The organism is Mycobacterium scrofulaceum (genome assembly GCF_002086735.1).
In the GTDB taxonomy this organism is placed as follows: domain Bacteria; phylum Actinomycetota; class Actinomycetes; order Mycobacteriales; family Mycobacteriaceae; genus Mycobacterium; species Mycobacterium scrofulaceum.
Map to the genome: position 1 here is coordinate 87,521 of NZ_MVIJ01000016.1, position 14,822 is coordinate 102,342.

The 14,822-nt window shown below is 70.7% G+C and carries 15 protein-coding genes and 2 pseudogenes; 3 read left to right on the forward strand and 14 right to left on the reverse strand.

The features are described 5' to 3' along the window. Nucleotides 1–18 precede the first annotated feature (18 nt). Both tsf and rpsB read right to left on the reverse strand, forming a co-directional pair. A complete protein-coding gene (gene tsf, locus BST44_RS12930) occupies nucleotides 19–834 on the reverse strand; it encodes a translation elongation factor Ts (protein ID WP_083177516.1) in 816 nt (271 codons plus the stop codon). A 1-nt stretch (nucleotide 835) separates the two neighbouring features. Continuing rightward, nucleotides 836–1,669: a 30S ribosomal protein S2 gene (gene rpsB / locus BST44_RS12935; RefSeq protein ID WP_083177517.1), complete on the reverse strand. Its 834-nt coding sequence runs from the start codon at nucleotides 1,667–1,669 to the stop codon at nucleotides 836–838. Nucleotides 1,670–1,929: 260 nt separating this feature from the next. Between rpsB and BST44_RS12945 the strand changes: the two are divergent. After that, nucleotides 1,930–2,415 (forward strand): annotated as a pseudogene (locus tag BST44_RS12945) (M23 family metallopeptidase); the annotation flags it as partial. 140 nt (nucleotides 2,416–2,555) lie between these two features. On the opposite strand, the gene BST44_RS12950 reads toward BST44_RS12945, so the two are convergent. Genes BST44_RS12950 through dprA form a run of 4 tightly spaced genes read right to left on the reverse strand, consistent with a single transcriptional unit; the run spans nucleotide 2,556 to nucleotide 6,742 of the window. Beyond that, nucleotides 2,556–3,452: a tyrosine recombinase XerC gene (locus BST44_RS12950; RefSeq protein ID WP_083177519.1), complete on the reverse strand. Its 897-nt coding sequence runs from the start codon at nucleotides 3,450–3,452 to the stop codon at nucleotides 2,556–2,558. A 33-nt stretch (nucleotides 3,453–3,485) separates the two neighbouring features. Beyond that, nucleotides 3,486–4,649, reverse strand: coding sequence for an alpha-hydroxy-acid oxidizing protein (locus BST44_RS12955; protein WP_083177520.1), 1,164 nt, complete (start codon nucleotides 4,647–4,649; stop codon nucleotides 3,486–3,488). Between the two features lie 42 nt (nucleotides 4,650–4,691). Then, on the reverse strand, nucleotides 4,692–5,543 hold the full coding sequence (locus tag BST44_RS12960) for a siderophore-interacting protein (protein ID WP_083177521.1): 852 nt from the start codon (nucleotides 5,541–5,543) through the stop codon (nucleotides 4,692–4,694). Between the two features lie 32 nt (nucleotides 5,544–5,575). Further along, entirely contained in the window at nucleotides 5,576–6,742 is a 1,167-nt protein-coding gene (gene dprA / locus BST44_RS12965) for a DNA-processing protein DprA (protein WP_083177522.1), read from the reverse strand. 113 nt (nucleotides 6,743–6,855) lie between these two features. On the opposite strand from dprA, the gene BST44_RS12970 reads away from it, so the two are divergent. After that, on the forward strand, nucleotides 6,856–7,131 hold the full coding sequence (locus tag BST44_RS12970; protein WP_083177523.1) for a DUF4190 domain-containing protein: 276 nt from the start codon (nucleotides 6,856–6,858) through the stop codon (nucleotides 7,129–7,131). Between the two features lie 14 nt (nucleotides 7,132–7,145). On the opposite strand, the gene BST44_RS12975 is transcribed toward BST44_RS12970, so the two are convergent. The 4 genes from BST44_RS12975 to BST44_RS12990 form a co-directional block, all read right to left on the reverse strand. Further along, nucleotides 7,146–8,657: a YifB family Mg chelatase-like AAA ATPase gene (locus BST44_RS12975; protein ID WP_083177524.1), complete on the reverse strand. Its 1,512-nt coding sequence runs from the start codon at nucleotides 8,655–8,657 to the stop codon at nucleotides 7,146–7,148. Then, nucleotides 8,657–9,034: a YraN family protein gene (locus tag BST44_RS12980; RefSeq protein WP_083177525.1), complete on the reverse strand. Its 378-nt coding sequence runs from the start codon at nucleotides 9,032–9,034 to the stop codon at nucleotides 8,657–8,659. The genes BST44_RS12975 and BST44_RS12980 overlap by 1 nt, the downstream gene beginning before the upstream one ends. A gap of 129 nt (nucleotides 9,035–9,163) precedes the next feature. After that, nucleotides 9,164–9,982: a formate dehydrogenase accessory sulfurtransferase FdhD gene (gene fdhD / locus BST44_RS12985; RefSeq protein WP_083177526.1), complete on the reverse strand. Its 819-nt coding sequence runs from the start codon at nucleotides 9,980–9,982 to the stop codon at nucleotides 9,164–9,166. Between the two features lie 102 nt (nucleotides 9,983–10,084). After that, nucleotides 10,085–11,065 (reverse strand): SDR family oxidoreductase, encoded by a 981-nt coding sequence (locus tag BST44_RS12990; RefSeq protein WP_083177527.1) that lies wholly within the window; start codon nucleotides 11,063–11,065, stop codon nucleotides 10,085–10,087. 273 nt (nucleotides 11,066–11,338) lie between these two features. Between BST44_RS12990 and BST44_RS12995 the strand changes: the two genes are divergently transcribed. After that, nucleotides 11,339–12,097, forward strand: coding sequence for a GAF and ANTAR domain-containing protein (locus BST44_RS12995; protein ID WP_083177528.1), 759 nt, complete (start codon nucleotides 11,339–11,341; stop codon nucleotides 12,095–12,097). 6 nt (nucleotides 12,098–12,103) lie between these two features. On the opposite strand, the gene BST44_RS13000 is transcribed toward BST44_RS12995, so the two are convergent. From BST44_RS13000 to rplS, 4 genes and pseudogenes are all read right to left on the reverse strand, one after another. Next, a complete protein-coding gene (locus BST44_RS13000; RefSeq protein ID WP_068227230.1) occupies nucleotides 12,104–12,409 on the reverse strand; it encodes a DUF2469 domain-containing protein in 306 nt (101 codons plus the stop codon). Nucleotides 12,410–12,413: 4 nt separating this feature from the next. After that, a pseudogene (locus BST44_RS13005) lies at nucleotides 12,414–13,209 on the reverse strand (ribonuclease HII). Nucleotides 13,210–13,211: 2 nt separating this feature from the next. Next, complete coding sequence (lepB, locus tag BST44_RS13010; RefSeq protein WP_083177530.1) at nucleotides 13,212–14,102, reverse strand: signal peptidase I; 891 nt, start codon at nucleotides 14,100–14,102, stop codon at nucleotides 13,212–13,214. Nucleotides 14,103–14,171: 69 nt separating this feature from the next. Next, nucleotides 14,172–14,513 (reverse strand): 50S ribosomal protein L19, encoded by a 342-nt coding sequence (gene rplS, locus BST44_RS13015; protein WP_007171386.1) that lies wholly within the window; start codon nucleotides 14,511–14,513, stop codon nucleotides 14,172–14,174. Nucleotides 14,514–14,822: the final 309 nt, after the last annotated feature.

Sequence of the window (14,822 nt, forward strand, 5' to 3'; positions counted from 1 at the left end):
CCCGCCCGCGCGCGGGGCTCAGGCCTGGCCCACCTCGAAGCGCACGAACCGCGTCACCGTCACGCCGGCCTCGTCGAGCAGGGCCTTGACCGTCTTCTTGCTGTCGGACACCGACGGCTGCTCCAGCAGCACCGCGTCCTTGAAGAATCCGTTCAGCCGGCCCTCGACGATCTTGGGCAGCGCCTGCTCCGGCTTGCCCTCAGCCTTGGCCGTTTCCTCGGCGATGCGGCGCTCGCTGGCCACCACGTCCTCCGGAACGTCCTCGCGGGACAGGTAGCGCGCCTTGAGCGCGGCGATCTGCAGCGCGACGGAGTGCGCGGCCTCGGAGTCCGAACCCTCGTACTCGACCAGTACACCGACGGCCGGCGGCAGGTCCGCGGCGCGCTTGTGCAGGTACGCCTCGACGGTGCCGCCGAAGTGGGCGACCCGGCGCAGTTCGAGCTTCTCGCCGATCTTGGCCGACAGGTCCGCGATGGCCTGCTCGACGGTCTTGCCGCCGGCGCTGGCGGCCTTGAGCGCGTCGAGGTCGGTGGCCTGGGCGTTGAGCGCGGCGTCGACGATCTGGTCGGCCAGGGCCTGGAATTCGGCGTTCTTGGCGACGAAGTCCGTCTCGGAGTTGAGCTCGATCAGCGCGCCGCCCTTGGCCGCGACCAGTCCTTCGGCGGTGGCGCGCTCGGCGCGCTTGCCGACGTCCTTGGCACCCTTGATGCGCAGCGCCTCGACGGCCTTGTCGAAGTCGCCGTCGCTCTCGGCCAGCGCGTTCTTGCAATCAAGCATGCCGGCGCCGGTGAGCTCCCGAAGCTTCTTGACGTCGGCGGCGGTGAAGTTGGCCATATCAGCCTTCCGTGGGGGTGGATTCGGGTGCGCCCGCAGCGGCGTCGGCGGGGGCGCTGGCGGCGGCGGAGGCCAGCAGTTCCTGTTCCCATTCGGGCAGCGGCTCGGCGGCCTCGGCCTCGGGCTTGCCGTCGCCGCGGCCGGCCCCGGCGCGGGCCTGCAGGCCCTCGGCGACCGCGGAGGCGATCACCTTGGTCAGCAGCGCGGCCGAACGGATCGCGTCGTCGTTGCCCGGGATCGGGTAGTCGACCTCGTCGGGGTCGCAGTTGGTGTCGAGGATCGCGATGACCGGAATGCCGAGCTTGCGGGCCTCGCCGACGGCGATGTGCTCCTTGTTGGTGTCGACGACCCAGATGGCCGACGGCACCTTGGCCATGTCGCGGATACCGCCGAGGCTGCGCTCGAGCTTGTTCTTCTCCCGGGTCAGCATCAGGATTTCCTTCTTGGTGCGACCCTCGAAGCCGCCGGTCTGCTCCATCGCCTCGAGTTCCTTGAGGCGCTGCAGCCGCTTGTGCACGGTGGAGAAGTTGGTGAGCATGCCGCCCAGCCAGCGCTGGTTCACGTACGGCATGCCGACGCGGGTCGCTTCGGCAGCGACGGATTCCTGCGCCTGCTTCTTGGTGCCGACGAACAGCACCGAGCCGCCGTGGGCGACGGTCTCCTTGACGAACTCGTACGCCTTGTCGATGAAGGTCAGCGTCTGCTGCAGGTCGATGATGTAGATGCCGTTGCGGTCGGTGAAGATGAACCGCTTCATCTTGGGATTCCAGCGGCGGGTCTGGTGCCCGAAGTGGGTGCCGCTGTCGAGCAGCTGCTTCATGGTTACTACGGCCATGCTTATGCCTTTGTGTGTCGGTTGTCGCCCGGCATCGGGTGAAGCCGGGCCCTGGCGCCTGCTGCGATGCCGGACCCAGTTAAGGGACCGCCCGGCATGCGGTGCGAACTCCTAGTGGAACGGGAGACGCGGGGCAGACGCGCGAAGTCAGCCCGCGAACGAGCTGCGACCAGGAGTTTACACCGAATCAGCAGGTGGTTTTGCACAGCACCGGTCGCACGTGAGTGGTGCCGGCACCCGCGCGGCAATGAACTGAGCCGATGCGACGGGTTCTTTGGCTTTTGATGGGCCTGGCGGTGCTCGGCGCGGCGCCGGCGGTTGCGGACGACGCGCGGCTGGATTGGCCGTTGCGCCCGGCGCCGGCCGTCGGCCGTGGATTCGACGCCCCCTCACCGGACTGGAAGCCCGGGCATCGGGGCGTGGACCTGCCCGGCGCGCCCGGTCAGCCGGTATATGCGGCGGGCAGCGCCACGGTGGTGTTCGCCGGGCAGCTGGCCGGGCGACCGGTGGTGTCGCTGGCCCACCCCGGTGGGTTGCGCACCAGCTACGAGCCGGTGCGGGCCGCGGTGCGGGTGGGTCAGCCGGTGACGGCCCGGACCGTGATCGGCTCGTTGGAGCCCGGGCATGCCGGCTGCCGGGCCGCCGCGTGCCTGCACTGGGGCGCGATGTGGGGTCCCGCGTCGGGCGCCCACTATGTCGATCCGCTCGGCCTGGTGAAGTCGACTCCGATCCGGCTCAAGCCGCTTCACGAATGAGTGTGCGTCCAGGGCCTTGCGTGCGCGGTCAGAGCTTCTTCGCGTGTGCGTTGACGGCTTCCCGTGTGCGTCCAGGGCGGGAATTTCGCGGATTCCGCGCCGTCAACGCACGCCCAAGGCCGTGAGCGCACTCACGCCCGCGGGTGGGCCTGCTCGTGCACCGCCCGCAACCGGGAGACGGCGACATGGGTGTACAGCTGGGTGGTCGCCAGGCTGGAATGGCCGAGCAATTCCTGCACGACCCGCAGGTCGGCCCCGCCTTCCAGCAGATGCGTCGCCGCGCTGTGCCGCAGCCCGTGCGGACCCATGTCGGGGGCGCCGTCCACCGCGGACACCGTCTGGTGCACGACGGTGCGGGCCTGGCGGACGTCGAGCCGCCGCCCCCGCGCGCCCAGCAGCAGGGCCGGGCCCGATTCCGCGGTCACCAGGGCCGGGCGTCCGTCGTCGAGCCAGGCGCGCAGCGCTTCGGCGGCCGGCATCCCGAACGGCACGGTGCGCTGCTTGTTGCCCTTGCCGAGCACCCGCACCAGCCGGTGGCCGGTGTCCACGTCGTCGACGTCCAGGCCGCACAGCTCGCTCACCCGGATGCCGGTGGCATACAGCATCTCGACGATCAGTCGGTCCCGCAGTGCCATCGGATCGCCTTGCTGCGCACCGGATTTCGCGGCAGCCATCGCATCGAGCGCCTGGTCTTGGCGCAGCACCGCCGGCAGGGTGCGGTGCGCCTTCGGCACCTGCAGCCGGGCGGCCGGGTCCCCGGCCAGCAGGCCACGCCGCGCCGCCCACGCGGTGAAGGCCTTGACCGCCGAGGTGCGACGGGCCAAGGTCGTGCGGGCCGCGCCGGCCCCGGCCGAGGCCGACAGCCAGGACCGCAGCAGGGGCAGGCTCAATCCGTCCAGCCCGGCGTCGCGGTCTGCGAGAAACGTCAGCAGTGAGCGCAGGTCGCCGAGGTAGGCCCGACGGGTGTGCGCCGAGCGGCCGCATTGCAGAGACAGGTACTCGTCGAACTCCTCGAGGATGGCCTCCACGCCTCAAACGTTCGCAGGCGCCGCGGGTTCGGCTCAGTCGACGCGCCGGAGTGTGTCCGGGGTGAGATCTTTCAGGGTCGGATAGCCGTCGACGGCCATGATCAGGTCCGCCTCGGCCAGCATCATCCGCAGCACGTGCACGATGCCGTCGACGCCGCCAAGCGCCAGGCCGTACGCGTAGGGCCGGCCGATGCCGACCGCGGTGGCGCCCAGCGCGAGCGCCTTGACGATGTCGGCGCCGCTGCGGACCCCGGAGTCGAACAGCACCGGAAGCCCGTCGGCCGCCTCGACCACGCCGGGCAGACAGTCGAGCGCGGGCAGGCCGCCGTTGGCCTGGCGTCCGCCGTGCGTCGAGCAGTAGATGCCGTCGACGCCCCCGTCCTTGGCGCGGCGGGCGTCGTCGGGATGGCAGATGCCCTTGACGATGAGCGGCAGCTTGGTCAGCGATCGCAGCCAGGGCAGGTCGTCCCAGGTCAACGGATTGCCGAAGGTCGTGATCCACTGCAGCACGGTGCCTTGCGGGTCCTCCTCGGGCGGGCGCGGCAGGCCGGCGCGAAAGACCGGGTCGCTCGTGTAGTTGCTCAGGCACAGCCCCCGCAACTGCGGAAAGTTTGCCGTGCTGAGGTCGCGCGGGCGCCACCCGGGAACCCAGGTGTCCAGCGTGACGATGATGCCCTGGTAGCCGGCGGCCTCGGCCCGGTGCACCAGGCTGGCGGCGAGCTCGCGATTCTTCGGCGTGTACAGCTGGAAAAAGCCCGGTGTGTCGCCGAACAGGGCGGCGACGTCTTCCAGCGGGTCGGCGGTCAGGGTGGAAACGACCATCGGGACACCGGTGGCCGCTGCGGCGCGCGCGGTGGCCAGGTCGCCGTGGCCGTCTTGAGCACAGATGCCGATGACGCCGATCGGGGCCATGAACATCGGCGACGGCAGCGTCAGGCCGAACATTTCGACCGACAGGTCACGCTCGGCCGCGCCGACGAACATGCGGGGCATCAAACCCCAGCGGTCGAACGCCTCGCGATTGGCCCGTTGAGTGCGCTCGTCGCCTGCGCCACCGGTGACGTAGGACCACACCGACGGCGACATCGCCCGCTCGGCCCGGGCCTCCAGCTCCGCGAAGGCCATCGGCAGCGCGGGCGCGACCCCACCCAGACCCTTGAAGTAGATCTCGTTCTGGTAATCGCCGAAATGCGCCATGGAAGTAGAGGATGCCAGCCGGCCGTCAGGCCCACGAACGGGCTACGACGCCCCGGCCTCGGCCTCGGCGAGTTCCCTCTTCCACTGCCGGAACGTCTCTTCGGTGCGGCCCCGCCGCCAGTAGCCCGAGATGGACGACGCCCACTTGGCGTCCACGCCGCGCTCCTTGCGGATGTAGGGCCGCAGGTTGTGCATGACGCTTTGCGCCTCGCCGTGAATGAAGACGTGCACCTGTCCGGGCAGCCACGGCGTGGTGGTGACCGCCTCGATCAGCGGGGCGTGGTCGCCGGCACGGTCCTCGGGGACCAGGTCGGCGCGGCCCCCGCGGTACACCCAGTGCACTTCGACGCCGTCGGGCGCGGTCAGCGGGATCTCGTCTTCCTGGCCCGCCACCTCGATGAACGCCTTGCCGACGGCGTCGGGGGGCAACGCCTCCAGGGCCGCGGCGATGGCGGGCAGCGCGGATTCGTCCCCCGCCAGCAGGTGCCAGTCGGCGGCGGGGTCGGGCGTGTAGGCACCGCTGGGGCCCATCAAGAAGATCCGCTCGCCGGGCTCGGCCGCCGCGGCCCATTGGCCCGCGGTCCCGTGCTCGCCGTGCACGACGATGTTCAGCGTGATTTCGCCTGCCGCCGCGTCGACGCGGCGGACGGTCATCGTCCGGACGGACGGCCTCTTCTCCGGCGGCAGGCCGGCGAAGCTGTCCAGTGTCAACGGCTGGGGCAAGCCCGCGACGTCGACGTCGTCCGCGACGAACACCAACTTGACGTAGGAGTCGGTGAATTCGCTGGGCACGAAGGCGTCGAAATCGTTGGCCCTCAGCACCACCGCGACCATGTGCGGTGTGAGTTCCTTGGTATCGACAACCTCGAAGCGTTGCAGAGGTCGACCCGCCACTTGTCCTCCTGTCCCCGCCCGACCCCCGTCGACTATACGAGGCGTTTCGACGATGCGACGTGGTCGCCGACCACCCGGACAAGCCGCCACCTGCCCTCCTGGCGCTGCACCAACCCGGCCAGCTCGAGTATCGCGAGCGGTCCCAACACCCGCTCGGGCGCCAGGCCCGACGCGATCGCGAGCTGCTCGACGGTGGCCGCGCCGCGGCCGGGCAGCGCCTCATACACCCGGCGCTCGGCGTCGCTGAGCCCGTCGAGCGGCGTCGCCGGGTGGGCTTCCTCGACCGCCAGCTCGCCGATGCGGCCGATGAGCTCGACGACGTGGTCGGCCCGGGTCACCAACTCGGCGCCGTTGCGCAGCAGCGCGTGACACCCGGCCGACGCGGACGACGTCACGGGCCCGGGCACCGCGGCCACCACCCGTCCCAGCGCCCGCGCCCAGGCGGCCGTGTTCGCCGCGCCGCTGCGCAGGCCCGCTTCCACCACCACCGCTGCCCCCGCGACCGCCGCCACCAGGCGGTTGCGGGTCAAGAACCGGTGCCGGGCCGGCCGCACGCCGGGCGGGTACTCGGTGAACAGCAGACCGTGTTGGCCCACTCGGTGCAGCAACGCCGAGTGGCCGCTCGGATAGGGAACGTCGAGGCCGCCGGCGAGGACGGCCACGGTGATGCCGTCGGCGTTGAGCACCGCCCGGTGCGCCGCGCCGTCGATGCCGTAGGCGCCACCGGAGACGACGGCCACCTCGCGTTGCGCCAGCCCGGCCGCCAAGTCCTCGGCCACCTGCTCGCCGTATGACGTCGCCGCCCGGGTTCCCACCACGGCGGCCGCGCGGTGGGCCACCTCGTCGAGCCGGGCCGGGCCCTGCGCCCACAAGACCATCGGCGCCCCGGCACGAGCCTTCGCCGAGGCGTTCGCGAACGCGGCAAACGCCAGCCGCGGCCACTCGTCGTCGTCGGGCGTGATCAGCCGTCCGCCGCGGTGGGCGAGCAGCTCGAGGTCGGCCGCCGCGCAGTCGATTTCGCGCCTCGCCTCGGTGTGCCGCGCGAGGTCGCCGTCGACCAGCCCGCGGCGCACCCGGTCGGCCGCCTCCAGCGGGCCGACGCACCGCACCAGGGTGGCGAGCTCGGCGCACGGCGGCTCGGCCACGCGGGACAGGTACGCCCACGCGCGCAGCACGGGATCGTCGACCGCGGTCAGCATCGCGGTGTCCCCGGCCCCAAGGATTCGCCAAGGATCCCTTTAGCCCCGTACGCGAATGTGTTGTCGTCGGGTCCCATTCGCCATCGCGCAGCCGGCAACGGAAGGAGCGAACAATGATCATCTGCCTGCCGACGCAGCTCGCCGCGCCCGCCCGCCCGCTGAATCCGTGGGCGATCGCGTCGTTCGCCCTGAGCCTGGTCAGCTGGTGCGGGTTGCCGATTCCCGTGCTGAGCGGCGTCCTCGCGTCGGTCGCGTTGCGCGACATGGAACAGCGCGGCGAAGGCGGCCGGGCGATGGCGCAGTTCGCCAGGGCGTTCGCCATCCTGGTGACCGCCGCCATCGTGGTCCGGGGCGGGCACAACGACTGGCTGACGAGGGCGTATTGGTGACCCCCCGCCGGCGGTCATCGCTGCGCTCCCGGCTGCCGGAAGCTGAGCGCGGCCCCGACCTCTTCGGGCCCCGGTGATACCCCGCCGGCCAGGTCGGTGAGGCTCCACGCGACCCGCAGGGTGCGGTCCAGGCCGCGGATGCTGAGCAGCCCGCGGTCGAGCGCTCGTTGCAGCGGGGTCATCGCGGCGTTGCCGGGCCGGAACTTTCGGCGTAACAGCGCTCCGCTGACTTCGGCGTTGGTGCGGAATCCGTACGGGCGCCACCGCTGCTCGGCGGCCGCCCGGGCCTGCGCCACCCGGTGGCGGACCCGCGCCGTGGACTCCGCTTCGCCGCCGGAGAACGCCCCCGCCCGCACCGAATGCATCTCGACCCGCAGATCAACCCGGTCGAGCAGCGGCCCGGACAGCTTGCCCAGATAACGACGCTTGACCGCCGCCGCGCAGATGCAGTCCTGCGGATCGGCGGGCGCGCACGGACACAGGTTCGCCGCCAGGACCAGCTGGAACCGGGCCGGGTAACAGGCCACCCCGTCCCGTCGGGCGAGACGAATCTCGCCGTCCTCCAACGGAGTTCGCAATGCCTCCAGCGCACTGACGCTGATCTCGGCGCATTCGTCGAGGAAGAGCACGCCCCGGTGGGCGCGGCTGATCGCGCCCGGGCGCGCCATGCCCGAGCCGCCGCCGACGAGCGCCGCCACGGTGGAGCTGTGATGCGGCGCGACGAACGGGGGCGTGGTGATCAGCGGCGTGTCGCCCGACAACAGCCCGGCGACCGAATGGATCGCGGTGACCTCCAGTGACTCGCTCTCAGACAGCGGCGGCAACAGGCCCGGAAGACGTTGCGCCAGCATGGTTTTGCCGACACCCGGCGGACCGGTCAGCATGAGGTGGTGCGCACCGGCGGCGGCCACCTCCACCGCGAACCGCGCCTGCGTCTGCCCCACCACATCGGCCAGATCCACCGACGGCTCCGGCGCGGGGGCCGTCGCGGTGATCCTGTCGTCCAGGGCGGCGCACCCGCTCAGCCACTTCTGCAGCTGCCCCAGCGTGCGCACGCCCCAGACGTCGATGCCGTCCACCAGGCTGGCCTCGGCCAGGTTGTCCACCGGGACGACGACGGCCGGCCAGCCGTCGCGTTTGGCGGCCAGCACCGCGGGCAGCACGCCGCGCACCGGGCGGACCCGACCGTCCAGCGACAGCTCGCCCAGCAGGACCGTCTTCTCCAGGCGGTCCCACGGGTTCTTGCGCTGCGCCGACAGGACGGCCGCGGCCAGCGCAATGTCGTAGACGGAGCCCATCTTGGGCAGGGTCGCCGGGGAGAGCGCGAGCGTGAGCCGCGCCTGCGGCCAGCTGTTGCCGCAGTTGGCGACCGCCGCCCGCACCCGGTCGCGCGATTCCTGCAGGGCGGCGTCGGGCAGACCCACCAGATGCACGCCGGGCAGCCCGGAGGTGATGTCGGCTTCGATCTCCACGATTTGTCCGTCCACCCCGCGCACGGCGACCGAGAACGCGCGACCAAGCGCCATCAGCCGATCCCCTGCAGGTGGGTGATTTCGGGGGTGCGCCGGCGCCCGATCCGCACCCGGATCACGTCGATGCGCAGCGCCGCCCAGCGCGTGTCCTGGCCGGCCAGCCACAACGCGGCCAGTCGGCGCAGGCGGCCGACCTTGCGCTCGGTGACCGCGTACGCCAGCCCGCCATAGCCGTCGCCGGTACGGGTCTTCACCTCGACGAACACCGCCGTGCGGGTCGCCTCGTCGCAGGCGATGACATCGAGTTCGCCGTAGCGGCAGCGCCAGTTGCGGTGCAGGATCCGCAACCCCATCTTCGTCAGGTGGTCCACGGCGAGGGCCTCGCCCATCGCGCCGAGCTGCACCCGGGTCATCGTCGTTTCGGTGGTCATGCCGGCGACTGTGCGCGAGGCCCCCGACAAGGCGGTCACCGCCAGCCGTCCGGCGGGCCCACGAGGAGCGGTTATCCCCAGTGCCGGGTTCATGCACAACCGGCCGTAAGGCCGGGGGGCCGTAACCGACTAGCCGATCCGATCCGCCCTGGTGTAGACGTTCATCGAGTCCTGCCGCAGGAACGCCACCAGGGTGATCCCCGACTCCTCGGCCAGCGAGACCGCCAGGGACGACGGCGCGGACACGGCGGCCAGCACCGGAATGCCGGCCAGCACCGCTTTCTGCGTCAACTCGAAGGAGGCCCGCCCGCTGACCAGCAGGACCGTACCGGCCAGCGGCACCCCCCGGCCTTCCAGCGCCCAGCCGATCACCTTGTCGACGGCGTTGTGCCTGCCGACGTCCTCGCGCACCGCCAGCATCGTGCCGTCGACCCCGAACAGCGCCGCGGCGTGCAGGCCGCCGGTGCTGTCGAAAACCTTTTGTGCGGAGCGCAATTGGACGGGCATTGCCTCGAGCGTGGCCGCCGCGACGGTCGCGGGGTCCGCGCCGGGCGTGAATCGGCCGATCACGCGGACCGCGTCCAGCGACGCCTTGCCGCAGACTCCGCACGACGAGGTGGTGTAGAAGTTACGGGTCACGTCGAGGCTGGGCGGCGCGACGCTGGCGGCCAGCGTCACGTCCAGGACGTTATAGGTGTTGGTTCCGTCGACGGCACCACCGCAATAGCGGATCGTCAGCACGTCGTCGCGACCGGAGATGATTCCCTCGGTGAGCAGAAAGCCTTGCGCCAGTTCGAAATCCGCACCAGGAGTCCGCATGGTGACGGTGACCGCGGCGCCGTTCACCCGGATCTCCAGCGGTTCTTCGACGACCAGCGTCTCCGGCCGGCTGATGGCTTTGCCGGCGGTGAGACGCTTCACCCGCCGTCGCGCAGTCACGTGGCGCACTAGGCGATTTCACCGAGGGTCGGGGTCGCGGCGGAACGCTGGTAGCTCACGCAGCCAAACTACCCTGGTCGCCGACCGGCCGCGTCGGCCGCACGAGGGGCGTCACACCGCCGAGGCCAACGCCGCCAGCGTCTCCGCCGAGGAGTGCACCGGCCGCCAGCCGAGTTGAGTGCGCGCCTTGGTGGTGTCCATGACCATCGAGGTGCGCGCGGTGTGCAGCCATTCCAGCATGGACGGGACCAGCGGCGCCCGCGACAGCGCCGCCGACGCCGCCGAGGCGGCGACGGCCGGCACCCGCACCGGGCGGCCGCCCAGGGCCTTGGCCACGTCACCCACCGTCACCACGCCGTCACCGGCGATGTTGTACGCCCCGGGTGGCGCCGGGGTGGTGGCCGCCAGCGCGATCGCGCTCGCGACGTCGTCGTGGTGCACCAGCTGCAACGGGATGCCCGGGTCCGGCACGACCGGCTTCAAAATCGGCACCGCCTTGACCACGGCCCGCATCGGGCCGGGCAGCTGGTTCCACGGCATCGCGTCCGCCAGGACGGTGGCGTTGGGCCCGGCGACGATGCACGGCCGCAGCACGAACACCTCCAGGGGGGATTCCTTCGTGATCTCGCCGAGCAGCGCCTCGCACGCCGCCTTCTGCGCCGAGTAGTAGTGCTCGCGGGAGCCCCGCGCCGGGACGTCCTCGGTCAACGGGCTGGGATTGTCGGCGTGATAGCCGTAGGCCGCCACCGACGAGGTGTACACCAGGCGCCGCACCCGCTCGCTGGCGACCGTCGCCTCGAACACGTTGCGGGTCCCCTGCAGGTTGATGCGGGCGCTCTCTTCCCGCGAGCCCATGATGATGAACGCCAGGTGTATCACCACGTCGGCCTGCGCCACCAAGGCGTCGACGGCTTCGCGGTCCAGGATGTCGCCCTGCTGGTAGGTCGTTTTCACCCAGCCGCGCGAGGACGGGTCGAACGGCCTGCGCGCCATCCCGACGACGGCGTCCACGGCGGGCTCACGCTCGAGCGCCGTCACCGCGGACATGCCGATCTCTCCGGTCGGCCCGGTCACCGCGACGGTAATTCCCACCCCAAGGCTCTAGCCCGCCTGGGGCCCGCCGAAACCACTGGTGGGAAACGTCACCACCGGCGCTGGCCCAACCGGCGCGATTCCTGAGCGCCACACCGCACATACCCGTATTGTCGGCGGAGGGTTTCCGCTGGTCCGGGGACTGACAGCCGAGGCGCCCGGATTTCGCCGCGATCGCACCGATCAGCGTGTGAGGCCCGCGCCGAGGGCCGATAATCTACGGCGATCGAAGGCGGGGTCACACTGCTTGCGCAGGGAACGGGGCACAACGACATGGGGGACGAATCGACGGCCGCGGGCCGGCCGACGCCCGGCGGGGACAAGGCCGACCCGGGGACGGTGTTCGCCGCGCTGGCCGAGATCATCTACCAGGGCTCGGACACCAGCCAGATGTACGCGGCCATCTGCGTCGCTGCCACCCTGGTCGTCCACGGATGTGACCACGCCAGCCTGTTGGTGCGCGACGGCGACCGCTACGTGACCGTTGGCGCGAGTGACCAGCTGGCGCAGCAGATCGACGAGCTGGAACGGCGGTCCGGCGACGGCCCCTGCATCGACGCGATCGAGGAGGAGACCCCGCAGATCGACCCGGACCTGAGGACGCCGTCGCTGTGGCCCAAGCTGGCGAAGGTCCTGGTGGCCGAGACGCCGGTGCGCGGGGCGATGGGCTTCCGGCTGCTGGTGGACAAGCGCAAAGGCGCCGCGCTCAACCTGTTCAGCGATACCGCAGGCGTGTTCGACGCCGAGGCGGCCGGGCGCGCGGCGGTGCTGGCCGCGTTCGCCAGCGTCGCCATCAACGCGGCCGCCAAGGGTGAGGACGCCACCAGCCTGCGCCGGGGGCTGCTGAGCAACCGCGAGATCGGCAAGGCGGTCGGCATGCTGATGCTGCTCCACGACATAACCGAGGAGCAGGCGTTCGACCTGCTGCGCAGCCATTCCCAGGCGCTGAACATCAAGCTGGCCGATGTCGCGCGGGAGGTCATCGAGAAGCGCGGCGAACTGCCGTCGCCGGACGACAAGGAGAACGGCTAGCTCGGGCTATTCCGGCAGCCGCAGCTCGGGCTTCTCCACCTCTTCGATGTTGACGTCCTTGAACGTCACGACCCGGACCTGCTTGACGAACCGCGCCGGCCGGTACATGTCCCACACCCAGGCGTCGGACAGCCGCAGCTCGAAGTACACCTCGCCGTCTGCGTTGCGGGGCACCATCTCCACGGTGTTCGCCAGGTAGAACCGCCGCTCGGTTTCCACGACATAACTGAACTGGCCGACGATGTCCTTGTATTCGCGGTACAGCGAGAGCTCCATCTCGGTTTCGTACTTTTCGAGATCCTCGGCACTCATCTGCTCAGACGTCCTTCTCGGAGAAACACTGCCCCGGCGTTACGCCCGGGGAATCCTGGCCCCATCTTTCCTCACCGATATTCGCCGCGCGCGGGCGGAGGGTCCGGTCTGCATTCGGCCACCACCCGGCCTCCCGACCTTGCCGAGCCTAGGGCCACGCGACGGACGTTGATGAACGAACGGCGGTGTTCGGCGCACGGACCCAGCTGCGTCAGCGCCGTGCTGTGCGCCGGCGTGCTGTAACCCTTGTGCTCGGCGAAGCCGTAACCCGGGTGGTCGGCGTCCATCGCCACCATGAGCCGGTCCCGGCTGACCTTCGCCAGCACGCTGGCGGCGGCGATGCAGGCCGCCACCGCGTCGCCGCCGATGACCGGGAGCGACGGCACCGGCAGCCCGGGCACCCGGAATCCGTCGCTCAGCACATAACCGGGCCGCAGCGACAGGCCGGCCACGGCGCGGCGCATGCCTTCGATGTTCGCGACGTGCACGCCGCGGCGGTCCACCTCGGCCGGCGGGATGAACACCACGTGGTAGGCCAGCGCGTAACGACGGATCAGCGGGAACAGCTTCTCCCGGGCACTCTCGGTGAGCTTCTTCGAATCATCAAGCGCCGCAAGGCTTTCCAGCCGTCCTGGGCCAAGCACGCAGGCCGCCACCACCAGCGGGCCCGCGCACGCGCCGCGCCCCACTTCGTCCACACCGGCCACCGGCCCCAGACCGCTGCGGTACAGCGCCGACTCCAGGGTGCGCAAACCCGCGGACTTGCGGATCACCGTCCGCGGCGGCCACGTCGTGACCATGGCTACTGATGCTGCTGCGGGTTCACCGAAGACACGCCACCCCACCGTCCCGGCGGCCAGACGATGAACCTCGCCTTGCCGATCACGTTGGACACCGGCACCGTCCCCGACGCCGGGTCGCCCGTGCACAACACGCCCTTGAGCGCTTCGGCCGGGACGCTGGTGCAGTGGGCGCGGGAGTCCGCCGAGTGCGTCCGGTTGTCGCCCATCACCCACAGCCGGCCCTGCGGGACGGTGACCGGCCCGAACTCGCTGCCCAGGCACGGATACACCGCGGGGTCGGCCATCATCGTGGCCGGGTCCAGGTAGGGCTCCTTGAGCGGCTTGCCGTTGACGGTCAACCCGGTGTCGGCCCGGCACTGCACCGTCTGCCCCCCGACCGCGATGACCCGCTTGACCAGGTCGTTCTCGTCGGGAGGAACGAAACCGATGAAGGACAGCGCGTTCTGCGCCCAGCGGAGCGCGGTGTTGTTGGAGCGGATCGACTTGTAGCCGAGGTTCCAGTTGGGCGGCCCCTTGAAGACGATGACGTCGCCGGGGCGCGGCGACTCGAAGCGGTAGGTGACCTTGTCGACCATGATCCGGTCGCCGACGCAGCCGGCGCAGCCGTGCAGCGTCGGCTCCATCGATTCGGACGGGATCAGGTAGGGCCGCGCCACGAACGTCAACATGACGTAATAGAGCGCCACCGCGATGACCGCCAGCAGCGCGAATTCCCGCACCGCGGATCGCTTGGTGCGCTCCGGGGTGCCCGCCTCGGGCGCATCGGCCGGCTCGGGAACCGGTTCGGCCGCCTTCGGCGACTCGGCGTCGGGCGTGTCCGGGATGCGGGTGGAGACCTTGGGCTCTGACTGGGCGGACTGGGGCTCAGATGAGTCCGTGGGATCGGTCACGAGATCAGAGTAGCCAGCGCAGATTGTGGCGCTGTAAACCGACCGGGACTGCCGCCCGGCCGTCCCGGCTCAGCGCTTTTCCTTGATCTTGGCCTTCTTGCCGCGGAGCTCGCGCAGGTAGTACAGCTTGGCGCGGCGGACATCGCCACGGGTGACCACCTCGATGTGGTCGATGTTCGGCGAATGCACCGGGAAGGTCCGCTCGACGCCGACGCCATAGCTCTCCTTGCGGACGGTGAACGTCTCGCGGATGCCGCCGCCCTGCCGGCGGATCACCGCGCCCTTGAACACCTGGATGCGCTCCTTGGCGCCCTCGATGACCTTGACGTGCACGTTGATGGTGTCGCCCGGGCCGAAAACCGGGATGTCGTCGCGCAGCGACGCTTGATCGACGAAGTCCAGGCGGTTCATCGTAAGAAGACACTTCCTTGCGGTCGCGGCCTGCGGCAACAGCCCTCACCGAGGGGTGAGGCGGTCGCCAAGCCGATGGTTTTGGGCAACTTGCGCGTATCTCGCAGCAGGCGGGCAGCGGCCCTGCCGGCCTGCTACCGCTGGAGACAACTGGTCAATTGTGCCAGACGGGACGCGTGCGGAGAAAATCACAGCATCGGACGCGGTTTGCAGCGAGCCGAAGGCGCTGGTGAATGGTACATATGAGCTGGACCGGAACGCGCTGACCGCGCGGTCCGAGCAGTGCTCGATCACGTTGGGAACACCGGA

Excerpts from the sequence above, each read along its gene's own strand:
- BST44_RS12970 (WP_083177523.1), top strand. The coding sequence starts at position 6,856 with ATGATCATCTGCCTGCCGACGCAGCTCGCCGCGCCCGCCCGCCCGCTG.
- BST44_RS12975 (WP_083177524.1), bottom strand. The coding sequence starts at position 8,657 with ATGGCGCTTGGTCGCGCGTTCTCGGTCGCCGTGCGCGGGGTGGACGGA.
- BST44_RS13000 (WP_068227230.1), bottom strand. The coding sequence starts at position 12,409 with ATGAGTGCCGAGGATCTCGAAAAGTACGAAACCGAGATGGAGCTCTCG.
- rplS (WP_007171386.1), bottom strand. The coding sequence starts at position 14,513 with ATGAACCGCCTGGACTTCGTCGATCAAGCGTCGCTGCGCGACGACATC.
- rpsB (WP_083177517.1), bottom strand. The coding sequence starts at position 1,669 with ATGGCCGTAGTAACCATGAAGCAGCTGCTCGACAGCGGCACCCACTTC.
- BST44_RS12995 (WP_083177528.1), top strand. The coding sequence starts at position 11,339 with ATGGGGGACGAATCGACGGCCGCGGGCCGGCCGACGCCCGGCGGGGAC.
- BST44_RS12980 (WP_083177525.1), bottom strand. The coding sequence starts at position 9,034 with ATGACCACCGAAACGACGATGACCCGGGTGCAGCTCGGCGCGATGGGC.
- dprA (WP_083177522.1), bottom strand. The coding sequence starts at position 6,742 with ATGCTGACCGCGGTCGACGATCCCGTGCTGCGCGCGTGGGCGTACCTG.
- BST44_RS12955 (WP_083177520.1), bottom strand. The coding sequence starts at position 4,649 with ATGGCGCATTTCGGCGATTACCAGAACGAGATCTACTTCAAGGGTCTG.
- tsf (WP_083177516.1), bottom strand. The coding sequence starts at position 834 with ATGGCCAACTTCACCGCCGCCGACGTCAAGAAGCTTCGGGAGCTCACC.